Origin of the sequence: Pseudomonas fulva NBRC 16637 = DSM 17717 (assembly GCF_000730565.1) — a bacterium.
Lineage (GTDB): Bacteria > Pseudomonadota > Gammaproteobacteria > Pseudomonadales > Pseudomonadaceae > Aquipseudomonas > Aquipseudomonas fulva.
This window is the reverse complement of sequence record NZ_BBIQ01000028.1, coordinates 29,645-52,042: the sequence shown is the minus strand read 5'-3', so window position 1 is coordinate 52,042 and position 22,398 is coordinate 29,645. Positions and strand designations below refer to the sequence as shown.

General features: G+C 61.3%; 19 protein-coding genes. 5 read left to right on the top strand and 14 right to left on the bottom strand.

Going from position 1 to position 22,398, the window contains the following annotated elements; all coding sequences use genetic code 11:
• Positions 1 to 371: 371 nt before the first annotated feature.
• Together PFU01S_RS20745 and PFU01S_RS20740 are read right to left on the bottom strand one after the other, a co-directional pair.
• On the bottom strand, positions 372 to 1,763 hold the full coding sequence (locus PFU01S_RS20745; RefSeq protein ID WP_027916477.1) for a sensor histidine kinase: 1,392 nt from the start codon (positions 1,761 to 1,763) through the stop codon (positions 372 to 374).
• Entirely contained in the window at positions 1,741 to 2,421 is a 681-nt protein-coding gene (locus tag PFU01S_RS20740) for a response regulator transcription factor (protein ID WP_027916476.1), read from the bottom strand. Before PFU01S_RS20740 ends, PFU01S_RS20745 begins: the two co-directional genes overlap by 23 nt.
• A 192-nt stretch (positions 2,422 to 2,613) precedes the next feature.
• Here PFU01S_RS20740 and PFU01S_RS20735 point away from each other — a divergent pair, with 192 nt between their 5' ends.
• The 3 genes from PFU01S_RS20735 to proP all read left to right on the top strand — a co-directional run bounded on the left by PFU01S_RS20735 (position 2,614) and on the right by proP (position 6,317).
• The gene (locus PFU01S_RS20735) at positions 2,614 to 3,507 is read left to right on the top strand and encodes a PA4780 family RIO1-like protein kinase (RefSeq protein WP_027916475.1); all 894 of its coding nucleotides are present in this window, start codon (positions 2,614 to 2,616) and stop codon (positions 3,505 to 3,507) included.
• Between the two features lie 170 nt (positions 3,508 to 3,677).
• On the top strand, positions 3,678 to 4,652 hold the full coding sequence (gene hemB, locus PFU01S_RS20730) for a porphobilinogen synthase (protein ID WP_027916474.1): 975 nt from the start codon (positions 3,678 to 3,680) through the stop codon (positions 4,650 to 4,652).
• Between the two features lie 162 nt (positions 4,653 to 4,814).
• The gene (proP, locus tag PFU01S_RS20725) at positions 4,815 to 6,317 is read left to right on the top strand and encodes a glycine betaine/L-proline transporter ProP (protein WP_027916473.1); all 1,503 of its coding nucleotides are present in this window, start codon (positions 4,815 to 4,817) and stop codon (positions 6,315 to 6,317) included.
• On the opposite strand, the gene PFU01S_RS20720 is transcribed toward proP, so the two are convergent.
• The 7 genes from PFU01S_RS20720 to nspC all read right to left on the bottom strand — a co-directional run bounded on the left by PFU01S_RS20720 (position 6,318) and on the right by nspC (position 14,564).
• Entirely contained in the window at positions 6,318 to 7,019 is a 702-nt protein-coding gene (locus PFU01S_RS20720) for a YoaK family protein (protein ID WP_027916472.1), read from the bottom strand.
• Between the two features lie 15 nt (positions 7,020 to 7,034).
• A complete protein-coding gene (locus tag PFU01S_RS20715; RefSeq protein WP_028687858.1) occupies positions 7,035 to 7,658 on the bottom strand; it encodes a riboflavin synthase in 624 nt (207 codons plus the stop codon).
• A 76-nt stretch (positions 7,659 to 7,734) separates the two neighbouring features.
• Complete coding sequence (treS, locus tag PFU01S_RS20710) at positions 7,735 to 9,801, bottom strand: maltose alpha-D-glucosyltransferase (protein WP_027916470.1); 2,067 nt, start codon at positions 9,799 to 9,801, stop codon at positions 7,735 to 7,737.
• A gap of 110 nt (positions 9,802 to 9,911) precedes the next feature.
• Entirely contained in the window at positions 9,912 to 10,760 is an 849-nt protein-coding gene (locus tag PFU01S_RS20705; protein WP_027916469.1) for a TIGR03915 family putative DNA repair protein, read from the bottom strand.
• Positions 10,751 to 11,971 carry a putative DNA modification/repair radical SAM protein gene (locus tag PFU01S_RS20700; RefSeq protein WP_028687859.1) on the bottom strand — a complete coding sequence of 407 codons (1,221 nt, stop codon included), beginning with the start codon at positions 11,969 to 11,971 and terminating at the stop codon, positions 10,751 to 10,753. The genes PFU01S_RS20705 and PFU01S_RS20700 overlap by 10 nt, the downstream gene beginning before the upstream one ends.
• 217 nt (positions 11,972 to 12,188) lie before the next feature.
• The gene (locus PFU01S_RS20695; protein ID WP_028687860.1) at positions 12,189 to 13,433 is read right to left on the bottom strand and encodes a saccharopine dehydrogenase family protein; all 1,245 of its coding nucleotides are present in this window, start codon (positions 13,431 to 13,433) and stop codon (positions 12,189 to 12,191) included.
• Positions 13,434 to 13,466: 33 nt separating this feature from the next.
• Positions 13,467 to 14,564, bottom strand: a complete 1,098-nt coding sequence (gene nspC / locus PFU01S_RS20690; protein WP_027916467.1) for a carboxynorspermidine decarboxylase — start codon at positions 14,562 to 14,564, stop codon at positions 13,467 to 13,469.
• A gap of 193 nt (positions 14,565 to 14,757) precedes the next feature.
• On the opposite strand from nspC, the gene PFU01S_RS20685 reads away from it, so the two are divergent.
• The gene (locus tag PFU01S_RS20685; RefSeq protein ID WP_027916466.1) at positions 14,758 to 14,967 is read left to right on the top strand and encodes a hypervirulence associated TUDOR domain-containing protein; all 210 of its coding nucleotides are present in this window, start codon (positions 14,758 to 14,760) and stop codon (positions 14,965 to 14,967) included.
• Between the two features lie 138 nt (positions 14,968 to 15,105).
• On the opposite strand, the gene PFU01S_RS20680 is transcribed toward PFU01S_RS20685, so the two are convergent.
• The 4 genes from PFU01S_RS20680 to yghU all read right to left on the bottom strand — a co-directional run bounded on the left by PFU01S_RS20680 (position 15,106) and on the right by yghU (position 19,574).
• Positions 15,106 to 16,026, bottom strand: a complete 921-nt coding sequence (locus PFU01S_RS20680) for a pyridoxal-phosphate dependent enzyme (protein WP_027916465.1) — start codon at positions 16,024 to 16,026, stop codon at positions 15,106 to 15,108.
• Positions 16,023 to 16,727, bottom strand: a complete 705-nt coding sequence (locus PFU01S_RS20675) for a helix-turn-helix transcriptional regulator (RefSeq protein ID WP_371259687.1) — start codon at positions 16,725 to 16,727, stop codon at positions 16,023 to 16,025. Before PFU01S_RS20675 ends, PFU01S_RS20680 begins: the two co-directional genes overlap by 4 nt.
• Positions 16,728 to 16,778: 51 nt before the next feature.
• Positions 16,779 to 18,482, bottom strand: coding sequence for an amidase (locus PFU01S_RS20670; protein ID WP_027916463.1), 1,704 nt, complete (start codon positions 18,480 to 18,482; stop codon positions 16,779 to 16,781).
• Positions 18,483 to 18,734: 252 nt separating this feature from the next.
• The gene (gene yghU / locus PFU01S_RS20665; protein WP_028687861.1) at positions 18,735 to 19,574 is read right to left on the bottom strand and encodes a glutathione-dependent disulfide-bond oxidoreductase; all 840 of its coding nucleotides are present in this window, start codon (positions 19,572 to 19,574) and stop codon (positions 18,735 to 18,737) included.
• A gap of 189 nt (positions 19,575 to 19,763) precedes the next feature.
• Here yghU and PFU01S_RS20660 point away from each other — a divergent pair, with 189 nt between their 5' ends.
• A complete protein-coding gene (locus PFU01S_RS20660; protein ID WP_027916461.1) occupies positions 19,764 to 20,807 on the top strand; it encodes an alpha/beta hydrolase family protein in 1,044 nt (347 codons plus the stop codon).
• Here PFU01S_RS20660 and PFU01S_RS20655 read toward each other — a convergent pair.
• Positions 20,789 to 22,375 carry an ABC-F family ATPase gene (locus tag PFU01S_RS20655; RefSeq protein ID WP_023533837.1) on the bottom strand — a complete coding sequence of 529 codons (1,587 nt, stop codon included), beginning with the start codon at positions 22,373 to 22,375 and terminating at the stop codon, positions 20,789 to 20,791. The genes PFU01S_RS20660 and PFU01S_RS20655 overlap by 19 nt on opposite strands.
• Positions 22,376 to 22,398: the final 23 nt, after the last annotated feature.

Genomic DNA, 22,398 nt, shown 5'->3' with positions numbered 1-22,398 from the left:
TCAAGAGCAAGAGCAAGAGCAAGATCAAGATCAAGATCAAGATCAAGATCAAGATCAAGATCAAGATCAAGATCAAGATCAAGATCAAGATCAAGATCAAGATCAACAGTAAGCCGTTAAACTCTCCTTAGTGGAGCCATCTGGGTACGCGTAATGGTTATATTCGGAACAGTGGTCACGATATCTGCTGGGTATCTAGCAACTTGTAGGAGCGGCCTAGTGCCGCGATGGGCCGCAAAGCGGCCCTAAAAGACTCAAACACGAAATAAGAACTTTTGGATTTACTGCGCGGGTCCCCGCGCCGGTCCAGCGCCCCCTACAAGTCCGCTCCATGCCCGCACCACCGCAACGATTGCCAGCCCTGCACCGGCTTACTTAACCAAGCCCGCAAGAGGACAATGCAACACCAGCTTCGCCCCTCCCAGCCGACTTTCACCGATCTCCAAACCAAACCCATGCAAGTCCACGATCGCCGCCACGATGGACAGACCCAAGCCGAAGCCCGCATGCCGATGCCCCTCGTCGCTGCGATAGAACCGCTTGAGCACCGCAGTACGCTCCTGTTCCGCAATGCCAGGTCCCGTGTCTTCCACAGCCAAGTGCACGCCCGTGTCATCTTGGGAGGCTGCGATCTGTACCTGTCCTCCTTCAGGCGTAAACTTGATAGCGTTGCCCACCAGGTTGGCCAGCGCCTCGAACAACAGCTCGCGGTCGCCATGCAGCGCTGCCAGCTGCCCTGGTTGATGCAAGGTCAATTGGATGCCACCGTCCTCCGCCAATGGCAGGTAGAAATCGTGAAGTTCCACCAACAGGTCATGTGGGTCCAGCTGCGTGAACCCTGCACGACGCTGGCGATCTTCCAATTCGCTGATCCGCAACAGCCCGCGAAAACGGGCCATTAGCGTATCGGTTTCACCAATGGCTTGGTCCAGCGCCTCCGCCTGGGCGGTATCGGCATCGCTTTGCTGGCGTATGCGGTACAGCTGCGCGCGCAGCCGCGTCAGCGGCGTACGCAGGTCGTGGGCGATGTTGTCGCACACACCCTTGACCTCGTGCATCAGGCGCTCGATGCGGTCGAGCATGGCGTTGACGATGGCAGCCAGCATGTCCAACTCATCGCGCCGTGCCGACAGCGGCAAGCGATGGGTCAGGTCGCCCGCCACGATCAGTTCGGCCTGGGCCTGTACCGCACGGATGCGCTTGAGCGGCCTGCGCCTGAGCAGGTACCAACCTGCAAAACCCGGGATCAGCGTCAACGAGATGCCCCACAGCAAGGCGTCGAGGATGATACGTGTGACGACGAACAACGAGCCGTTGTCCCGGAACAACACCAACCAACGGCCATCCTGCACCTTGATCGCCACCGCATCGCAGCTATGGCGCGGCATGTTCGGATCGTCGGCATTCAGGCAGCGCTTGAGCTCGTGAATCTTGCCGTCCAGTGCCAGCTCAGGGGGCAGGGCACGCACACTGCCGCCCAACGGGTTGAGTTGCGCGTCGAACAGGCCATAGGCATCGAAACTGCGTTCTTCGAACGCCTGGCTGGCGATCAGGGCGTCGTCCAGTTGCTTGCCGCTCATGTGCGCGAACAGGTGTTGGCGCTGCAGCATCGAATGCCGGGTGAGTTTGTTCAGGTAGCTGGAAACCTCGAAGTACAGCACCCCCATGAGGATGCTGCTCCAGGCCACGAACAGAAAACTGTAAAGCGCCAGCAGCCGGCTCGTGGACGAACTCCAGCCCTTAGACGGGTTCAGCAATGGCATAACCGGAGCCCCGTACGGTACGGATCAACGGCGACTGGCCAGGCAGGTCGATCTTCTTGCGCAGGCGGCCGATGTGCACGTCAATGAGGTTGGTGCCTGGATCGAAGTGATACCCCCAGACTTCCTCGAAGATCATCATCCGCGTGATGACCTGACCGCTGTGACGCATCAGGTATTCGAGCAGTTTGTACTCGGTGGGGAGCAAATTGAGCGTGTGCTCGCCGCGCCGGGCTTCATGGGTGATGAGGTCCAGCTCCAGGTCGGCCACCTGCAGCTTAGTCTGCGTCATGGGCACACTGTTGCGGCGCAGCAAGACTTCGACGCGCGCTGCCATCTCGTCCGAGGCGAACGGCTTGGTCAAGTAGTCGTCGCCGCCTGCACGCAGGCCCCGCACCCGTTCATCCACGTCCGACAGCGCGCTGATCATCAGAATGGGCGTGGCGATCTTGAGATTGCGTAGGGTGGTGACGATGGTCAGCCCGTCCACCTCCGGCAACATGCGATCAAGGGTGATCAGGTCATAACCGCCGGCGATGGCCTTGGCCAGGCCCTCGCGGCCATTGTCGGCCCAGTCAACGTCCAAGCCATGGCTGTTGAGTTCAGCGACGATTTCCTGACCGGTGACGGCGTCGTCTTCGATGGTGAGTACGCGAGGCATGCGGGTTCCCGGGCATCCAGATGAAAGCCTGATTGTGCCAAAGAACGGCTAGCAGGCGATTTAAGAATAATTCATCTGGCGCCTGTTGCATTGCTTTGCTTGTTTATCGGCTTGCGTGGCACATGGGCAAGCAAGTACGACTCGGCTGTGAGAGGATAGACCGCATCACAGCCAGGACCCGAACACAGCCTGATGAAGACACCCAAGAGAATCGAACCCCTGATTGAGGACGGCCTGGTCGACGAGGTACTGAGGCCGTTGATGAGTGGCAAGGAGGCCGCCGTGTACGTGGTGCGCTGTGGCAACCAGGTACGCTGCGCCAAAGTGTACAAGGAAGCCAACAAGCGCAGCTTCCGCCAGGCGGCCGAGTATCAGGAAGGGCGCAAGGTGCGAAACAGCCGTCAGGCCCGGGCCATGGCCAAGGGTAGCAAGTACGGGCGCAAGGAGGCCGAGGATGCCTGGCAGAACGCCGAGGTGGCCGCGCTCTTTCGGCTGGCCGGGGCAGGCGTCAGGGTACCCAAGCCCTACGACTTCCAGGATGGCGTGCTGCTCATGGAGCTGGTGACCGATGCCGATGGCAATGCTGCGCCCCGGCTGAACGATGTTTACCTCGAGGCGGACCAGGCGCGGGACTATCACCGGTTCGTGATCAGTCAGATCGTACTGATGCTCTGCTCGGGGCTCGTCCATGGCGACCTCTCGGAGTTCAACGTACTGCTGGGCCCGGACGGGCCGGTGATCATCGACTTGCCTCAGGCAGTGGACGCTGCGGCCAACAACCATGCGTTCAGCATGCTGCAGCGCGATGTGTCGAACATGGCGCACTATTTCGGACGCTTTGCACCTGAGTTGAAAGCCACCCGTTATGCGCAGGAAATGTGGGCCCTGTACGAAGCCGGCGAATTGCGTCCCGACAGCCCGCTCACGGGGTTGTTCGCTGAAGATGAGCAGGCAGCGGACGTGGCGGGGATCATGCGCGAAATCGATGCCGCCCGGCTGGACGATGCCCGCCGCCGTGAAGCGCGAGCCGAGGCCGAGCAGGCGCAACCCCAGGCTCAGGAGCCACCGCCGCCCTGGCTGCGCTGACACATCCAACCTGCCGGTGCGGGCGAACGCCATACATCAGGCTGCGCTGGCCAGGTTTTGGCCCGCGCGACGGTCATTGCCTTTGACGCAAGACAATATCTCGTCATTTGGCCTTTCCAGTGTCGCGGCTCGGGCTTAAGGTATACGCCGTTCATCTTTCTGGAGCTGTCATGTCCACTCTTTTCCCGTCCGTCCGTCCCCGCCGTCTGCGCAAGAGTCAAGCGCTGCGCAGCGTTTTTCAGGAGACCGAGTTCCGCCTCGATGATCTGATCTTGCCGATCTTCGTGGAGGAGGGTATCGATGACTTCGTGCCGATCAAGAGCATGCCTGGGGTCAATCGCATCCCCGAGAAGCTGTTGGCGCAGGAGATCGAGCGTTACGCCCGTGCTGGCATTCGTTCGGTGATGACCTTCGGGGTCTCCCACCATCTGGACGCCGTGGGCAGCGACACCTGGAATGAAAACGGCCTGGTCGCGCGCATGTCGCGGATCTGCAAGGATGCGGTGCCAGAAATGGTCGTGATGTCCGATACCTGCTTCTGCGAATATACCAGCCACGGCCACTGTGGCGTGCTGCATGACCACGGCGTGGACAACGACGCCACCTTGGCCAACCTCGGCAAGCAGGCCGTGATTGCCGCCGCGGCAGGTGCTGATTTCATCGCGCCCTCGGCGGCCATGGACGGGCAGGTCCAGGCAATTCGCAGTGCGCTGGACGGCGCAGGCTTCCATGACACGGCGATCATGGCCTACTCCACCAAGTTTGCCTCTTCCTTGTATGGGCCTTTCCGCGAAGCGGGCGGTACGGCGCTCAAGGGCGACCGCAAGAGCTACCAGATGAACCCCATGAATCGCCGCGAAGCGGTGCGCGAATCACTGCTCGACGAGCAGGAGGGCGCCGACGTACTCATGGTCAAGCCGGCGGGTGCCTATCTGGATGTGATTGCCGACATTCGTAACGCCTCGCGCCTGCCATTGGCGGCCTACCAAGTCAGTGGCGAGTACGCCATGATCAAGTTCGGTGGACTGGCTGGTGCCATCGATGAGGGCCGCGTCATGCGCGAGAGCATTGGGGCGATCAAGCGTGCGGGCGCCGACTTGATCCTGACCTACTTTGCCATGGACCTGGCGCTGGAAGGTATTTGAAAACGTGGTCATTGGGGCTGCGCAGCAGCCCCAATGACCCAGCGCCCCAAAAGCTCGCATCCCTCTTTAAGCCTGCGTTTCACAAAAAAACGCTAAGCGCTGAATTATTTAGTGTCCCTTTGTATCTGATCCCTTAGAGCAGTCACCGTCAGGGATAAATAAATGAAATCTCGCAAGAAAAGGGTTCAGCCGATTGGCCTGAAGGACATCACCATCGTCGATGACGCCAAGATGCGCAAGGCCATTACCGCCGCTGCGCTGGGCAATGCGATGGAGTGGTTCGACTTCGGCGTCTATGGCTTCGTCGCCTATGCCCTGGGCAAAGTGTTCTTCCCCAATGCCGACCCCAGCGTTCAAATGATTGCCGCGCTGGCCACTTTCTCCGTGCCGTTCCTGATCCGACCACTGGGTGGTTTGTTCTTCGGCGCGCTCGGCGACCGTTTCGGGCGACAGAAGATTCTCGCCGCCACCATCGTCATCATGTCCTTGAGCACATTCGCCATTGGCCTGATACCGTCCTATGCCAGTATCGGCATATGGGCGCCGATTCTGCTGTTGCTGGCCAAGATGGCCCAGGGCTTCTCGGTAGGGGGGGAGTACACCGGCGCTTCGATTTTCGTGGCCGAGTATGCGCCTGACCGCAAGCGTGGTTTCCTGGGCAGCTGGTTGGACTTCGGCTCCATCGCCGGCTTCGTACTGGGCGCCGGCGTGGTGGTGATGATCTCCACCGTATTGGGTGAGGAGAAATTCCTCGAGTGGGGCTGGCGCCTGCCGTTCTTCCTGGCCTTGCCACTGGGTATGATCGGCTTGTACCTGCGTCATGCGCTGGAGGAAACCCCAGCCTTCCAGCAGCATGTCGACAAACTGGAGCAAGGTGACCGTGAAGGCCTGGCTTCCGGGCCCAAGGTGTCGTTCAAGGAAGTGGCGACCAAGCACTGGCGTAGCCTGATCACCTGCATCGGCGTGGTGATCGCGACGAACGTCACGTACTACATGCTGCTGACGTACATGCCCAGCTACCTGTCCCACAACCTGCATTACAGCGAAGATCACGGTGTACTGATCATCATCGCGATCATGGTGGGCATGCTGTTCGTGCAGCCGATAATCGGCCTTCTGAGTGACAAGTTTGGCCGTCGGCCCTTCATCATTCTGGGCAGCGTCGGCCTGTTTGCGGCGGCGATTCCTGCCTTCATGCTGATCAACAGCGGCGTGCTGGGCTTGATCTTCGCAGGCCTGCTGCTGATGGCCGTGCTGCTCAACTTCTTCATCGGTGTGATGGCTTCGACCCTGCCAGCGATGTTCCCGACGCATATCCGCTACAGCGCCTTGGCCAGTGCTTTCAACATTTCGGTGCTGATTGCAGGCCTAACCCCGACCCTGGCCGCCTGGCTGGTGGAAAGCTCCGGCAACCTGTACATGCCGGCGTACTACCTGATGGTGATTGCCGTGATCGGTTTCATCACCGGCGTGACCATGAAGGAAACGGCCAACAAGCCGTTGCGTGGCGCGGCGCCAGCGGCCTCCGACATCGACGAGGCGCGCGAGCTGCTTCAGGAGCACCACGACAATATCGAGCAGAAAATCGAAGACATCGATACCCAGATTGCTGAACTGGAGGCCAAGCGCAAGCTGCTGGTGCAGCAGCATCCCCGTATCGACTGATCAGCGAGGCATGTAGCCTCGCTGCCAGGCACGAGGAATGAGCAGCGACACCAGGGTCAGCAGGCAGGTCAAGAGGCAACTGCCGACCATAGCCTGAAGACCCAGGTGTTTCTGCAACCAAGCGCCACAGGCTGCCCCCAGTAACATGCCCAGCCACGGCACCAGTTGCACCCGCCAGCCATGACGGCGAGCGCCCAGCATCCAGTGGCCCAGGCCACGACCAAAGCGCGAAAGGGCACCGGTAACGTAGGTCAGGCCAATCGGCAGACCGTTGACCTGTTCAACCACTGCATTGATCATCCCCATCGCCAATGTGGCGGCCAACAAAGGCACTGAAGTATTCGGCGCGGGCATCATCCCCGCAAACCCGAGCAGAACGGCTACCACCAGCAACACTGGCCAAGCACGGCGCCGGCATGAGTGTGCCAGCACCACACCCAGGGTATTGCCGGCCACGAAGCCCAACAGCGCACCTGCCAGGCGCAGTATCATCGGGCCATCGACGTCATTGATGGCGACGGCAAGGCGGGTGGTGTTGCCGCTCATGAACGATACGAAATCGCCCAAGGCCAACAGACCGATGGCATCGGTCATCCCTGCCAGTACCGACAGGCCGGCCACCAGCCCCAACCCTACGCGGCCTCGTAACCTGTGGACACGATGGCGCTTGGAGGTAGGTGTGGCCGTGGTGGCTGGCAGCATGTGCAGTCCTCGGGTCTACCGTTGCTCGCGGGCCAGGGTGTTACGAATGGTGCGCTCCACGACATCGACCAGCACCATGGTGTGGTGATCGACTTCGATATTGAGCAGGTCGCCTTTCTGATAACGGGTGAACGTGGTCTGGCGCAGGGTTTCTGGAATGAGGTTGATGGTGACCACGTTGTCGTCGATGTCGGCGACGGTAAGGCTGCAGCCATTGACGCCAATAAAGCCACGGGCAAAGACGTACTTGGCCCATTCGGGCGGCATGCGGAACTTGATGTATGCACCGGCGTCGGCGATGGAGATGTCGACGATGTCTGCAGTGGTGGCGATGTGGCCAGCCATGAGGTGGCCGCCCACCTCCGCATTCATTTTTGCCGAGCGCTCGATGTTCACCCCTTGGCCGGGCTGCAGGTTTCGCAGGTTGGTGCGTTCCAGCGTTGCCGTCATGGCGTCGAAGCGCACCTGCGTGCCTTCGATTTCGGTGACCGACAGGCAAGTGCCTTCAACGCTGACACTGGCACCGATCTTCAGATCGTCGAGCAGTGCCGGGGTGAGGTCGATGGTGAACTGGTTGTGGCCAGGGTGACGGGCGATATCAAGCAGAGGGCGGACGGCCTGGACGATGCCGGTGTACATTGCGTTGCTCCTGGGCACAGGTAAGTTGACTTGCGCAAACTATGCCCAGGCGCTTGCAAATGCAAGTCACAGCACCTCAGACGTGGCCACTGCTGTTGACGATGCGCAGGCACAGCGCTTCGTAAGGGTCCAGGTTGACCATCAACCGCCCGTCCTCGGTCAAATCGCCTTCGACCGTTTCGTTGATCATGTCCACCACAGGGCCTGGTGTGAAACCGGTCAGTTGCAGTTCTTCACTGATCTCGTCCTGGCTGAAGTTCAGGGCGGTTATCTGGGTGCCGCGCCCTGCAGGCAGTTCGTGAACCATCACCAGCAGGCCAGGTGAAGTCACATCCGGCACCAGCAGTTGCCGGCTGGTGGCGATGCCATACGCCTGGCGAACCGCGAGCAGCTTCTTGACCTTACTGGCGAACGAGTCACTGCGCTCCAGTTGTTCATCAAGGCTGCCGTACAACGCGCGCGCACGCGGCATGCCCCGCACTGAGGTGTGCGCCTCTGGGTCAAGACCTGCCAGGTCGTAACCGCCGCGATGAATCCAGCGAGTGTCGCCGTCGGTCATTCGCTCAGCCACCGCTTCGCCAGGCAAGGGCAGGGCGCCCACCAGGTCCCAGCCGGATATGGCCACCACCCCGGGCTGCATGGCGTTGTACATCACTAGTAGCAAATGCAGCTTCTGTATCGATTCGACCTGCTCGGGGGTGATGTCGTCAAGCTCACGGATTCCCAGGGCGGCGGTGATCAAGCTGGCCGTGGTGCAGGAGATGCCATTGGTGACGAACCGCAGGTTGTAAGGTGCATGTTCGCCGGACAGGCGCTCGTAGATCTCCTCGCGGATATGCTCGCGCAGGATGCTGCCTGGCAAGGTCTGGCCCTTGTACAGGTACATGTCATGCGCATGCAGTGTCCAGAAATGCACCAGCTCGACCGTCAACTCGTCATGGTTTTGCAAGGCATGGATCAGCGAGGCCGGGTCGATGCCGAAGGCGTGCATTTCCTTGAACATCAAGCGCAGGAATTCGGTGTCGCCGGTCAGCAGCGCGTGCTGATAGGCCGGTCGGGTAATGAAGTCGTAGGACAGGTCGGCACCGCCGCTGGACATCTGGGCGATGTCATCGAGGGTGAGGTTCAACTCCTGGAAGCTGAACCCTCCTGCCTTGCGGATCATGCCACCGATCAACTGGTTACCAACCAGCGACAAGGGATGGCTTTCCGACCAGGCGGTGCCGCTGGCCCGGGTTTCGACGCCAAGGAAACCGTTGGCATCCAGACGCAAGCCACGTGCGCCCAGGCAGTCCAGGGCGTGCAGGGCATCGCCGATGATCATCTGCTGCGCCGTGAACGTCGGGTCTAGCCAGTTCAGGGAGGGTTGACCGTCCTTGAAATAATGCAGGTAAACCCAGCGGCGGGTTTTGCCATCCACGCCCGTGATCGGCGCCGTGGCACTCCAGTCAGTCTCTTTGACGCCTGGCTCGAAGAAGATCACCCGTTGCAGCTGGCCGACGATATAGTGGCGGGCCTTGAGCTCGTCGCACTGAGCTGGGAGCAGGTTGACCGAATCGCGGCCCTCGGGCACGTCAGGTAGCAGCCCCCAGTCCTCTTCACGGATTTCGACCATGTGGTAGAGGCCAGGGTAGGGCGCCAGCGCCAGCTCGGCCAGACGGAAGTCGGCGCCTTTGCCAGTGTGCGAAGGGATCAGGTCATCGATGGTCACGGCATTGTGGGCAGCGGCCATGCGGCTCATCTGCACCAGTTCCTGCTCGGTACCGTAAAGCGGGTCGATGTCGAAGCTGATACGGTCGAAGTTGCCGTCTACACTCGGCGTAACCTCGCGTCCGCTGATGCCGCCGGAACGCTTGATCGGCCCGGTGTGCACCCCTTGAATACCAATGTCTGACAGACGCTTCCATAGCGCTTCATGGGCCAAGGCACCCAGCACTGAGCATCCATCCGGCGCGATGATCGCATCGGGGTAGACCGTGAGCCAGACGGAGGCGATTTCTGTCGCACGGCGCGGCTGTGCCTGGGCGTAGGGCTGTTGCCACAGGCGCGCTTGCCCGGAGTACAGGCTGGCCCGCTCCTGGGATGCCTTTAGCATGGAGCGTTCTTCAAGCCATTTGACGTATGACGGGTCGGGTTGGGTCATCTCGCGTCCTCTTTGCGTGTCGGCACCGGCTCAGGTTAAGACGGCAGGGCAAGCGGAACGTTCGGATCAAGACAGGGTTTGTCGCAGACGCTTTGGTTGCTTGCTGGCAGTCAACCTTCCCGGGAGGACTTGTTGATCTGCTTGCCAGCTTGGGCCGCTACTTCCACGGCCTGGCCGTCACGCTGCTTGCCTTGGCGCGCCAGGCCCTCCAGTTGAGGGATGAGCATCCCTTCTGGCAAATGGCGCCAGAACCGGCCAGGCATATGCAAGCGCAAGGCATTCGGATTCAGGCGGGCGGGGTTGAAGGTATGGCGGTAGTAGGTACGCCACAACTCGGCGCCAGGGTCTTCTGCGTGCTGCGCCCATTGCTGCCAGAGCTCCGGGCAGCGGCGTTGATAGTCGAAATGGCGGCCGTCATAGCGGATGCCATCGCGCGGCGTTGCGATCAGCCACCGCAGCCGTCCCAGTCTGTCGGCAAAATGGGGGCTGGCGCTTTGCAGAATGTCGTGAGCAGGTTCGTGAAAAGCGACCAGGTCCAATTGCAAGTGCTCGACCAGCGCTTCAGGTAGCGGCACGAACCGCAAGAACGCATGCAGATGATGGGCTTCACGGCTGACTTGCTTGATGCGTCGATGCAGCTCGCTGCCCAGCCGATCACCGGCCAGCATCGCCGTGCGGTCGCCGTGGGCGACCCGCCACAGCACGTCGTACAACAGGTTCCACCGCTGCTCGCCGTGATAGCGTGCCGCTTCTTCCAGTTGACCGAGCAAGGCCGCTGGCACCTTTGCCCGAAACGGGCCCGTACCCGCCGGCAGCGTGGTGGTGTCCGCCAGCATGTCGGTCATGGGCCCCTGCGACCAGGTGACTTGCGATGGATCGATGCCATGGCTCAGCAAGGACCTGGCTTGCTCACGCCAGATCCCGAACAGGTCATCGCAATCGAGCGCAATCACCCCCACAGCCCCATTTGAACCGGTGCCTGTGGCTCGCGCAGGCGGGCACGCAGCAGGCTGCTGCGTAGGTCGGCCTGGGCTGGGCGGTAATCGCTGGTCACGATAAAGGGCCGCGCCTTGTCGAGCACGCAGCGCAGCTGAATCAGGTCGTCATAGCGGATACGCCGCTCGCGACGCAAGGCGACCAGGCGCTGCACACTGCGCAGGCCTATCCCTGGAATGCGAGCGAGGAGAGCGGGCTCTGCGCGGTTCACATCCAGCGGGAACACTTCGCGATTGGCCAGTGCCCATGCCAGCTTGGGATCGATATCCAACGCCAGGTTGCCGGTCTGGCCCAACAGCTCGCCGGCTTTATAACCGTATCCACGCAAGAGGAAATCGGCCTGGTACAAGCGGTGTTCACGCAGCAGAGGCGGGGCGGCCAGTGGCACGCTGCCCGGGCTGTCGGGGATAGGGCTGAAGGCTGAGTAGTAGACGCGTTTGAGGCCGTACCCCTGGTACAGCGATTCGGCATTGCGCAGCAATGTGCTGTCGTCGGTACTGTCGGCCCCGACAATAACCTGGGTGCTTTGCCCGGCAGGGGTAAAGCGCGGAGCGCGAGGCTCGTTGGCCACCGCTTGCTGCCCCTGATGAATCACGCCCATGGCTTGACGAATGGTCGACGCTTGTTTTTCCGGTGCCAGGCGCTTGAGGCTGTCGTCGGTGGGCAGCTCGATGTTGACGCTCAAGCGATCGGCCAGGCGGCCTGCTTCTTCGATCAACAGCGGATCGGCGTCCGGAATGGTCTTGAGGTGGATATAGCCACGGAAGTTATGTTCTTCGCGCAGCAATCGCGCCACTCTGATCAGCTGCTCCATGGTGTAGTCGGCAGAGCGAATGATGCCCGAGCTCAGGAACAGGCCACTGATGCAGTTGCGCCGGTAGAAGTCCAAGGTCAGGCGTACCACTTCTTCGGGGCTGAACCGTGCGCGAGGCACATTGCTCGAACGTCGGTTGACGCAATACTGGCAGTCGTACAGGCAAAAGTTGGTAAGCAGAATTTTCAGCAGAGACACGCAGCGACCATCGGGTGTATAGCTGTGGCAAATGCCCATGCCGTTGGTAGCGCCCAAACCATTGCCACCATGCGAGCTGCGTTTTGGCGCACCACTACTGGCGCACGATGCATCGTATTTGGCGGCATCGGCAAGAATGCCCAGTTTGGCAATCAGTTGCATGACTCTTACCTGTCGTACTGAGTATTCATACAGTATTGAGGGCCAGGGTCAATTGCAAGGGTTGAACGCCGCGCGGCGGGGTATCCGAGCAAATTCGTGGGTTATCCGATGAATGGTCGGACAGCGGACGGCTGAGGGATTTAAGTGGTTAACAAAGATTCAGTGTGGGCTGATCGATAACGGAAGAGGGCGCCTCAACGGCGCCCTCTGGGGTGAATCAGGCTTCAGCGTCCCACGGACGGTCACCTTTTTCATCCTTCACCCGGGTTGGCAAGCCCATCATGTCCAGCGCCTTGAGGAACGGCTCGGCGGGCAGCTCCTCGACGTTGACCATGCGCTTGGCATCCCACTCGCCGCGGGCGACCAGCAAGGCAGCGGCGACCGGTGGCACGCCCGCAGTGTAGGAAATGCCCTGGCTGTCCGTTTCAGCGTACGCCTCTTCGTGGTCGGCCACGTTGTAGATGAACACTTCACGGGGCTGCCCGTCCTTGGTGCCTTTGACCAGGTCACCGATGCAGGTCTTGCCGGTGTAGCCGGGCGCCAGGGACGCAGGATCAGGCAGCACGGCCTTGACCACTTTAAGCGGTACCACTTCCAGGCCTTCTGCGGTCTTGACTGGCTGCTCGCTGAGCAGGCCCAGGTTTTTCAGGACCGTGAATACATTGATGTAATGCTCGCCGAAACTCATCCAGAATCGGACGTTGGGTACGTTCAGGTTCTTGGAGATGGAGTGCACTTCATCGTGACCGGTGAGGTACAGGTTTTGCGAACCCACCACGGGCAGGTCATCGGTACGCTTGACTTCGAACATGGTGTTGCTGGTCCACTGGCTGTTCTGCCAGCTCCACACCTGCCCGGTGAACTCGCGGAAATTGATTTCCGGGTCGAAGTTGGTGGCAAAGTACTTGCCATGCGAGCCTGCATTGACGTCGAGAATGTCGATCGAATCAATGCGGTCGAAATACTGCTGCTGCGCCAGTTTGGCGTAGCTGTTGACCACACCCGGGTCGAAACCGACGCCGAGAATGGCCGTGATGTTCTTGGCCTGGCACTCTTCGAGGTGTTTCCACTCGTAGTTTCCGTACCATGGCGGGGTTTCACAGATCTTGCCCGGCTCCTCGTGGATAGCGGTATCCAGGTAGGCGACGCCGGTATCGATGCACGCACGCAGCACCGACATGTTCAGGAACGCGGAGCCGACATTGATCACGATTTGCGATTCGGTCTCGCGGATCAATGCTTTGGTTGCCTCGACGTCGAGGGCATTGAGCGAAAAGGCCTGAATGTCGGCGGGTACCTTGAGGCTACCCTTGGCCTTGACGCTGTCGATGATGGCCTGGCATTTGGAGATGTTCCGTGACGCGATGGCAATACGACCCAGTTCGTCGTTATGCTGCGCGCACTTGTGGGCCACCACCTTGGCGACACCTCCTGCACCAATGATAAGAACGTTCTTCTTCAATTTACCTGTTGCTCCTTACAGACGAGGCCTGTCTTACGACAGGCTGGAAACGTAGTCTTCGAAACCGAACTCGCGTACCACCTCGACGCTGCCGTCGAGTTGCTTGACCACGATGGATGGCATCTTCAAACCGTTGAACCAGTTTTTCTTGACCATGGTGTAACCCGCAGCATCCACGAAGGACAGGCGGTCGCCGATCGCCAGCGGGCGTTCGAACTGGTATTCACCGAAAATATCGCCGGCCAGGCAAGACTTGCCGCATACCATGTAGGTGTGCTCGCCGTCGTTGGGCGCCATCTTGGCGTTGAGGCGGTAGATCAGCAGGTCGAGCATGTGCGCTTCGATCGAGCTGTCGACCACGGCCAGGTGCTTACCGTTGTATAGCGTGTCCAGCACAGTCACTTCCAGCGAAGCGCTCTGGGTGATCGCGGCTTCACCTGGCTCCAGGTAGACCTGCACGCCATAGGTCTGCGAGAACGCCTTCAGGCGCGCGCAGAAATCGTCCAGTGCATAGCCTTCCCCGGTGAAGTGGATGCCGCCGCCCAGGCTTACCCATTTCACTTTGTGCAGCAGGTGGCCGAAACGTTCCTCGATACGGGACAGCATCTGATCGAACAAGGCGAAGTCGCCGTTCTCGCAGTTGTTGTGGAACATGAAGCCTGATACCTGATCGATCACGGTCTCGATCTTGGCCGGGTCCCATTCCCCCAGGCGGCTGAACGGGCGCGCCGGGTCGGCCAGCTGATAGTCCGAGCTGCTGACCTGGGGGTTGACGCGCAGACCCCGGACCTTGCCTTCGGACTGCTCGGCGAAGCGTTGCAGCTGGCCGATGGAGTTGAAGATGATCTTGTCGCAGTTCTCGAGCATCTCCTGGACCTCGTCGTCGGCCCACGCCACGCTATAGGCGTGGGTTTCACCGGCGAACTTCTGGCGGCCGAGCTTGAGCTCGTACAGCGAAGACGACGTGGTGCCGTCCATGTACTGCTGCATCAGGTCGAACACCGACCAAGTGGCGAAGCACTTGAGCGCCAGCAGCGCTTTGGCACCCGAGTGTTCGCGCACATAGGCGATCTTCTGCATGTTGCTCAGCAGCTTGGTCTTGTCGATGAGGTAGTACGGCGTATTGATCATTTAGAGGCCCTCGGCAAGGCCGGCCAAAAAAAGGACACGCATTGTGCCTTCACTCGCCGCAGATCGAAAGGGTGCAATTGCATTTCGTCCGGGCAGCGTTGCCGTGACTGAATCTTTTTGCGTTCGGCGTGCTCAGTAGAACAACGACAGATGACACTCTCAATCTTCCCACGCAGGGTGCAAGGAGAAATCGATGAGCAATGCCTTCAAGAAAGGTGACAAGGTGCACTGGAACTCAGAGGCCGGCGTAATACATGGCACCGTCGAGAAAGTGCATACCCAGGATGTCGAATTCATGGGGCGTCAGCGCCATTGCTCAAAGGAGGAGCCACAGTACGAGGTCAAGAGCGACAAGACCGGGCACATGGCCATGCACAAAGAGCAGGCATTGAAGAAGGGCTGAGAACACAGGTTATTGCGTTGGTGCTCAGTTGCCCGTGTGTATCACGGGCTTTTTTATGAGCCGTTTCGTCAGGTGCACTTTGCAGCCGGTGACGCAAGGAGCGGGTTCAGGGCCGCTCCCCGCACCCGCAGGCTGGTTTCATGCCTCGAGCGCTGCCCGCCACGCCTGGATCTGCGCCAAGGTTGCCGTGGCGCCCCCGCACACGACCACCAGTACATTGCGGTAGCTTGCCAGTGCGCTGGCGTCATACCCCACCGCCAAAGCGGCGCCGCAGGCCGGCTCGACCAGCAGACGGTGATCCAGCAAAAAGCGCTCGCACGCCTCCAGGGCCTGCCGGTCACTGACCAGCAGGCTTTGCACGGGATGTTCCTGGGTGCAGAGAAACGCGTGTTCGGCTACCTGTTTCGCGCCCAGCGTGGTGGCAATCGTATCCAGCCGCTCCAACGTCACCAATTCGCCGGCTTCGATGGCGGCATGCAGGGAGGCTGCGCCCTGGGTTTCCACGGCCAGGACCGGCACATCGGCCCAACCATTGCGCTGTAGCCCCTGCACGACGCCGCTCAGCAAACCGCCGCCGCCCACGGAAAGCACGACGGCATCGGGCTTGATGCCGGCTTCTGCCACCTCGTCGACCAGGCTGGCATGGCCTTCCCACAGCAGCGGATCGTCGAACGGGTGAATGAACGCGGCATCGTCGCCCATCAGGCTCAGCGCCAACGCATTGGCCTCCTGCCAGGACTGCCCGTGGACGATGACCTCCGCATCTTCAAGGCGCAGCAATTGCTGGGCGCGCGCGGTGGTGGTCTCGGGCACGACAACGGTCACGGGAAGGCCGAGCTTGCGCCCGACATAGGCGACAGCGAGCCCGGCATTGCCGCCTGACGACGACACGAACCGTTTAGCGCCGCGGCCGTGGTGGAACTCACAGGCGTGGGCGACGCCGCGCAGCTTGAAGGAGCCGCAGGGCTGCAATGCCTCGAGCTTGAGCCAGACTGTGCAATCGGCAGCCAGCGACAGTGGGCGTGATTCGATAAGGGGGGTAGGGATGTGCAAGGTCACTGGGAGGCTCCGCGCAAATGTTCGAGGTAGTTGTAGACGGTGTACCGGGTCACGCCGAGGGCGTTGGCCGCTTTCTCGACGCCGCCCTTGACGATGAACAGCCCGCGTTCCTGCATCACGCGCACCGCTTCGATCTTGGCTTGCCTGGTCATGCGGCCTTGGCCGGTGCCATGCAGGGCCGCCTGGATGATCTCGGTCATCAGCGCCTCCATGTCGGCGGGCTCCGCCGGCGCGGGCGCGCTGCCCATGGGCGCGAAGCTTTGTAAAAAGCCCATGGCAGCCTCCAAGCCCGTGACATCGGTGTTGATGCACAGGCTGGCGAAGGGGTGGCCAGCGCTGTCGCGAAAGATCGCGGTAGCGCTGCGCAGCGTGCGGCCCTTGATGGCGGTCGGGTAGTCGGGCAGTACGACAGGCCCGCAGCCTTGCTGATCAGCCGCGGCCTTGAGCAACGCTTTCAGGCCTTGATCCTGCTCCGGTACAGCCAGGATAGGGCTTCCCACCTGCCGGCCGGAGAGGTGGCCATTGACGATGGCAACGACGGACCGTTCGGGATGGTCCAGGTCGTGAAGCAGGATTTCGGTGTTTTGTGTGACGACGCTGCCCAAGGCCTCAATGGAGGCTTTGAGCACGCTCAAGGTCAAGCGGCGTTCATCTTCGGGTAAGAGGGCCATGCGAACTCTTCGAATCAACAGTTTGTGCATATTTACACATAACGTTGATTTTCGCGAGATGCCTGGCGCTCTGTTGTGCCGTCAGCCCAAGGGCGGGGTGCGGGGTGGAATCATCCGCCGTGAACCGGTGGCTTCGAACGCTGCGGCAAAGCTCAACAGTGCAGTGTCACTGTAGGCCCGCCCCGCGAAGGTCAGGCCTACCGGCATACCGATGTCGCTCATCACGCCCATGGGCACGGTGACCGTGGGCACCCCCAGGTGGCGTATGGCCAGGTTCCCGTTGGCCACCCACACGCCATTGCTCCAGGCAATGTCGGCCGATGCCGGGTTCACATCGGCGTCGGCCGGCCCGACGTCGGCCACGGTGGGGAACAACACGGCATCGAGCCCAAGCGCTTGCATCCAGTCTTCCAGGTCGATCTTGCGAGTCTGTTCAAGGCCACGCAGACCGTCAGGCAGGGTCTCGATCTGATCCCAGGTCTTCAGGCCGCGCTTGGCCATGTTGACGTACTCATCCATGCCGGCGGCCAGATCATCCTCACGGTTGGGCAGGGTGCCAGGGTCGTGTGGGAAAATTCGTGGACCGTCCACATCCGCCAGCCGGTTGAGATTCGGGTCGTCATTGGCGCGCAGGAAGTCGTCGAACGCCCAGCCGGAGAGCTCCCACAGCTCATCGTGCAGGAATGCCTTGCTGACGATGCCCCGGTTGTAGACGGTCGGCGCGCCCGGCCGGTCGCCTTCACAGTTGGAGACCAGCGGGAAGTCGACTTCCACAACCTGGGCACCGGCCTTTTCCAGGGCTTGGCGAGCTTGCTGCCACAGCGTCATGACGCTTGCCCGCGTCTGGATGCGCTGGCCGGTAGGGCCGCCAATGCCCGGTTTTTCCGACGTGCCCGCGTGCTCGTCGGCGTTGATGTACATGCGCGGTACGCCGAATCGCTTGCCTTGCAGGGCGGCGGTGCCTGCTGCCAGGTCCAGGTAGCTGGTCGGGCGGACCTGCGAGGGTTTCGGGATCGAGACCCAGGGCTGCAGCCGCCATAGGTCACCCCGGGTATCGGGATCATCGGCCACGACCACGTCGAGAATTTCCAGCAGGTCATGCATGGTGCGGGCGAACGGCACGACCACATCCATCGTCGGCGTGAGGGGCCAGTTACCCCTGACCGAAATGATCCCGCGTGAGGGGGTGTAGGCGCACAGCCCGTTGTTCGACGCAGGGCCTCGGCCGCTGGACCAGGTTTCCTCGGCCAGGCCGAAGGCGCTGAAGCTCGCAGCTGTCGCGGTACCGGCGCCGTTAGAGGAGCCCGAAGCGAAGGGCGCGGTCAGGTACGCCGCATTGTAGGGGCTCTCGGCGCGACCATAGACGCCGCGCTGCATGCCACCGTTGGCCATGGGCGGCATGTTGGTCTTGCCCAGGCAGATGGCCCCGGCTCCGCGCAGCCGTTCGATGGTGAAGGCGTCGCGCTGGGCTATCAGGTGCTTGAAGGCTGGGCTACCGGACGCTGCGGTCAGGCCTTTTACCAGATAGCTGTCCTTGGCGGTGTAGGGTATGCCGTCCAAGGGCCCAAGCACCTCGCCACGGGCCCGGCGGGCGTCCGAGGCCTCGGCTTCGGCAAGTGCATCGGGATTGCGCACTACCACGGCGTTGAGGGCGGTGTCGGTGCCGGCGCCATCGTAGGCGTCCATGCGGGCCAGGTAGGCCTTGACCAGTTCGACCGCCGTCGTGCGGCCCGCCTCGAGCGCGCTGCGCAACTCGGCGATGGAAACCTCGGTTACCTCGATCATGCGTTCACCAGAAAATGCAGGTTGAGCTAATGCGGTAATGCTGTTCATCTGAGATCGTTGGGACCGCGATGGGCCGCGCAGCGGCCCTAAGTGAACAGCATTAGGCTAATGCGGGGAGTGTACAAGAAGGTTAAAGCGTACGCAGGTGTGCGCAGGAGCAAACGGGTGCGTGCAAGGGGGCATTGAATGGGGGCACCTCATTGACACCTGGGCGGCCCCGCCAGCAGGGCCGCCCGAGGATCAGCAGGCCGTTCAGTCCAGATCCGCTGCCGAATGTCGCTCCGGTACCTGGCTGGCTTCATCACCCCAGGTCCGGTTCACGCGCGTGCCGCGTTGCACGGCGGGACGTGCAGCGATCGCCTGGGCCCAGCGCTGAACGTTGGGGTATTCGTGAACTGCGAGAAACTCTGCAGCGTTGTAGAGGTTGCCCAGCACAAGCTGGCCGTACCATGACCACACCGCTATATCAGCGATGCTGTAATGACCGCCGGCAAGGTAGGTGGTTTGGCCCAAACGGCGGTCGAGCACGTCCAGCTGCCGCTTGGCTTCCATGGTGAAGCGATTGATCGCGTACTCGATTTTTTCCGGCGCATACACGTAGAAATGCCCAAACCCACCACCCAAGTACGGCGCCGCGCCCATTTGCCAGAACAGCCAGTTCAGGGCTTCGGTGCGTTCGGCTGCAGTTTGCGGGAGCAGGGCATCGAACTTCTCGGCCAGGTACAGCAGGATGGACCCCGATTCGAATACCCGCACCGGCGGCTCGACGCTGCGGTCAACCAATGCGGGAATCTTGGAGTTTGGATTGACCTGCACGAAGCCGCTGGAGAACTGGTCACCTTCGCCGATACGGATCAGCCAGGCATCGTATTCAGCGCCGGCATGGCCGAGTTCCAGCAGCTCTTCCAGGGCGATAGTGACCTTGACGCCATTGGGTGTAGCCAGGGAATAAAGCTGCAGCGGTTGCTCGCCCACTGGCAGGTCCTTGTCATGGGTAGGCCCGGCGACCGGCCGGTTGATACTGGCGAAGTGGCCACCAGAGGCCGCTTCGTTGCGCCATACCTTCGGGGGTTGGTAAGCGGGTGTGCTCATGCTCGGCTCTCCACGATTGCGAATGATCGACGACGTCTGATTGACCTGCCTATATGCCACGGGTTCGATGGCGGGCACAAACACAAAACGGATCAGCCCTGGCGTGGCCGATGTTTCATCGGTTTTTCATTTTTGACGCAAGGGCAGCGATTAAGCTCAACCTATCCAGCGGCCATGCGCAGAGCCCCCATGATCCTTCCTCGTTGCTTGCTGGCACTGGCCATGGTCGTTGGCTCGATGGGCGCAGCCAATGCTTCGCCCTGGGTAGCCGGCTTGCATCATATGATGCTGACCGACCCGGTAGACAGCCGACCCATGCAAGCCTTGGCGTTCTATCCTGCCAAGGGGCATGCTCGGGCCAGCCACATCGACGGTTACGCGCTGGAGGTGGCTGAAGAGGTGCCTGTGGCCCAGGGGCGTTTTCCGTTGCTCGTGCTTTCGCATGGCAACACCGGTAGCCCCCTGGCCTTGCACTACCTGGCAACGTCACTGGCCAGGCAAGGGTATGTGGTGGTCGCTGTGGTCCACCCAGGCGACAATGCCCGCGACCCCAGCCGGTTGGGCACCCTGAGCAATCTGTACGGTCGGCCACTGCAAGTCAGCGCCGCCATCACCGCTGCGCGCAGCGATGCGCTGCTTGGGCCTCGGCTGAACGGTGGGAAAGTCGGATTGATCGGTTATTCGGCCGGCGGCGAAACCGCCTTGATCCTGGCCGGCGCGCGCCCTGACCTTGAGCGCCTGCGTGCATATTGCCTCGAGCGACCCGATGATCACGACGCCTGCAAAACCCACGGTGTGTTGATTGCCGACCGCAGCGAACTGTCACCCCAGGCAGATTCCCGCGTCGGGGCGGTGATGCTGATGGCGCCGCTGAGCCTGCTGTTCGGACGCCACGCCTTGGTCGATGTGCACCTACCGGTGCTCATCTACAGTGGCGACAAGGACCAGCTCGTCGCCGTCGATCGCAACGCCCAAGCCCTGGCCCGCAAGTTGCCCGTCACACCTGACTACCGCCTGCTGGCAGGCGCCGGTCATTTCGTGTTCATGGCGCGCTGTGACGCTGAGCAGGCCTTGCGCATGCCGGCGCTGTGCAAGGATGCCGAGGGGGTGGACCGCCGGCACATCCATCGTTCGCTGCAACGCGAGACGGCTGCGTTCTTCGAGCAGACGCTCGAGGCCCCGCAGCCTGAAAAGCGCTCAGTGAATACGCTGAATCAAGCCACCACGCCCTGACTGCGCAGGTATTCGTCGTAAGTGCCGCTGAAGTCCACCACGCCATCGGCTGACAGCTCGATGATGCGGGTCGCAAGCGAGGAGACGAATTCGCGGTCGTGGCTGACGAAGAGCAGGGTGCCTGGGTAGTTTTCCAGCGCCAGGTTCAACGCTTCGATCGATTCCATGTCCAGGTGGTTGGTCGGCTCGTCCATCACCAGCACGTTGGGCTTTTGCAGAATCAGCTTGCCGAACAGCATGCGGCCCTGTTCGCCACCGGAGATGACCTTGACCGACTTGAGGATCTCATCGTTGGAGAACAGCATGCGCCCCAACGTGCCGCGGATCACCTGCTCACCCGATGTCCACTGGCCCATCCAGTCGAACAGGGTCATGTCGTCTTCGAAATCATGGGCGTGGTCCTGGGCGTAGTAGCCCACTTCCGCGCTGTCGGTCCATTTGACTTCGCCCTTGTCCGGGGTCATCTCGCCTACGAGCGTACGCAGCAAGGTGGTCTTGCCGATGCCGTTGGGCCCGATGATCGCGACGCGCTCTCCGGCTTCGACGGTGAAACCGAGGTCCTTGAACAGCACCTTGTCGTCGAAGGCCTTGGCCATTTTCTCGACCGTCACAGCCTGGCGGTGCAGTTTCTTGGTCTGCTCGAAGCGGATGAACGGGCTGACCCGGCTCGACGGCTTGACCTCGGCCAGCTGGATCTTGTCGATCTGCTTGGCCCGCGAGGTGGCTTGCTTGGCCTTGGAGGCGTTGGCCGAGAAGCGGCTGACGAAGGTCTGCAGTTCAGCAATCTGGGCTTTCTTCTTGGCGTTGTCCGACAGCAGCTGCTCGCGGGCCTGGGTGGCGGCGGTCATGTACTCGTCGTAGTTGCCGGGGAACAGGCGCAGCTCACCGTAGTCCAGGTCAGCCATGTGGGTGCACACGCTGTTGAGGAAGTGGCGGTCGTGGGAAATGATCACCATGGTGCTGTTACGCGCGGTGAGCACGGTTTCCAGCCAGCGGATGGTGTTGATGTCCAGGTGGTTGGTCGGCTCGTCGAGCAGCAGTACGTCCGGGTCCGAGAACAGGGCCTGGGCCAGCAGCACACGCAGCTTCCAGCCCGGCGCTACTTCGCTCATTGGGCCGAAATGCTGCTCCAGCGGAATGCCCAGGCCCAGCAGCAATTCGCCTGCGCGCGACTCGGCGGTGTAGCCGTCCATTTCGGCGAACTCGGTTTCCAGCTCGGCGACAGCCATGCCGTCTTCTTCGGACATTTCAGGCAGCGAATAGATACGATCACGCTCGGCCTTGACCTTCCAGAGATGGCCGTGGCCCATGATCACGGTATCGATCACGGTGAATTCTTCGTAGGCGAACTGGTCCTGGCGCAGCTTGCCCAGGCGCGTATTGGGCTCGAGCATCACTTGGCCGCCAGAAGGCTCCAGGTCGCCGCCCAGGATCTTCATGAAGGTCGACTTGCCGCAGCCATTGGCGCCGATCAGGCCATAGCGGTTGCCATTGTTGAATTTGACCGAAACGTTTTCGAACAGCGGCTTGGAGCCGAATTGCATGGTGATGTTTGCTGTGGAGATCAAGTGCTTGTCCTGCGGGGGTTCCA

What these genes read in the sequence shown, in the direction of transcription:
- PFU01S_RS20745 (WP_027916477.1), bottom strand. Translation starts at nt 1,763, where the DNA reads ATGCCATTGCTGAACCCGTCTAAGGGCTGGAGTTCGTCCACGAGCCGG.
- PFU01S_RS20740 (WP_027916476.1), bottom strand. Translation starts at nt 2,421, where the DNA reads ATGCCTCGCGTACTCACCATCGAAGACGACGCCGTCACCGGTCAGGAA.
- PFU01S_RS20735 (WP_027916475.1), top strand. Translation starts at nt 2,614, where the DNA reads ATGAAGACACCCAAGAGAATCGAACCCCTGATTGAGGACGGCCTGGTC.
- hemB (WP_027916474.1), top strand. Translation starts at nt 3,678, where the DNA reads ATGTCCACTCTTTTCCCGTCCGTCCGTCCCCGCCGTCTGCGCAAGAGT.
- proP (WP_027916473.1), top strand. Translation starts at nt 4,815, where the DNA reads ATGAAATCTCGCAAGAAAAGGGTTCAGCCGATTGGCCTGAAGGACATC.
- PFU01S_RS20720 (WP_027916472.1), bottom strand. Translation starts at nt 7,019, where the DNA reads ATGCTGCCAGCCACCACGGCCACACCTACCTCCAAGCGCCATCGTGTC.
- PFU01S_RS20715 (WP_028687858.1), bottom strand. Translation starts at nt 7,658, where the DNA reads ATGTACACCGGCATCGTCCAGGCCGTCCGCCCTCTGCTTGATATCGCC.
- treS (WP_027916470.1), bottom strand. Translation starts at nt 9,801, where the DNA reads ATGACCCAACCCGACCCGTCATACGTCAAATGGCTTGAAGAACGCTCC.
- PFU01S_RS20700 (WP_028687859.1), bottom strand. Translation starts at nt 11,971, where the DNA reads ATGCAACTGATTGCCAAACTGGGCATTCTTGCCGATGCCGCCAAATAC.
- nspC (WP_027916467.1), bottom strand. Translation starts at nt 14,564, where the DNA reads ATGATCAATACGCCGTACTACCTCATCGACAAGACCAAGCTGCTGAGC.
- PFU01S_RS20685 (WP_027916466.1), top strand. Translation starts at nt 14,758, where the DNA reads ATGAGCAATGCCTTCAAGAAAGGTGACAAGGTGCACTGGAACTCAGAG.
- PFU01S_RS20675 (WP_371259687.1), bottom strand. Translation starts at nt 16,727, where the DNA reads ATGCACAAACTGTTGATTCGAAGAGTTCGCATGGCCCTCTTACCCGAA.
- PFU01S_RS20670 (WP_027916463.1), bottom strand. Translation starts at nt 18,482, where the DNA reads ATGATCGAGGTAACCGAGGTTTCCATCGCCGAGTTGCGCAGCGCGCTC.
- yghU (WP_028687861.1), bottom strand. Translation starts at nt 19,574, where the DNA reads ATGAGCACACCCGCTTACCAACCCCCGAAGGTATGGCGCAACGAAGCG.
- PFU01S_RS20660 (WP_027916461.1), top strand. Translation starts at nt 19,764, where the DNA reads ATGATCCTTCCTCGTTGCTTGCTGGCACTGGCCATGGTCGTTGGCTCG.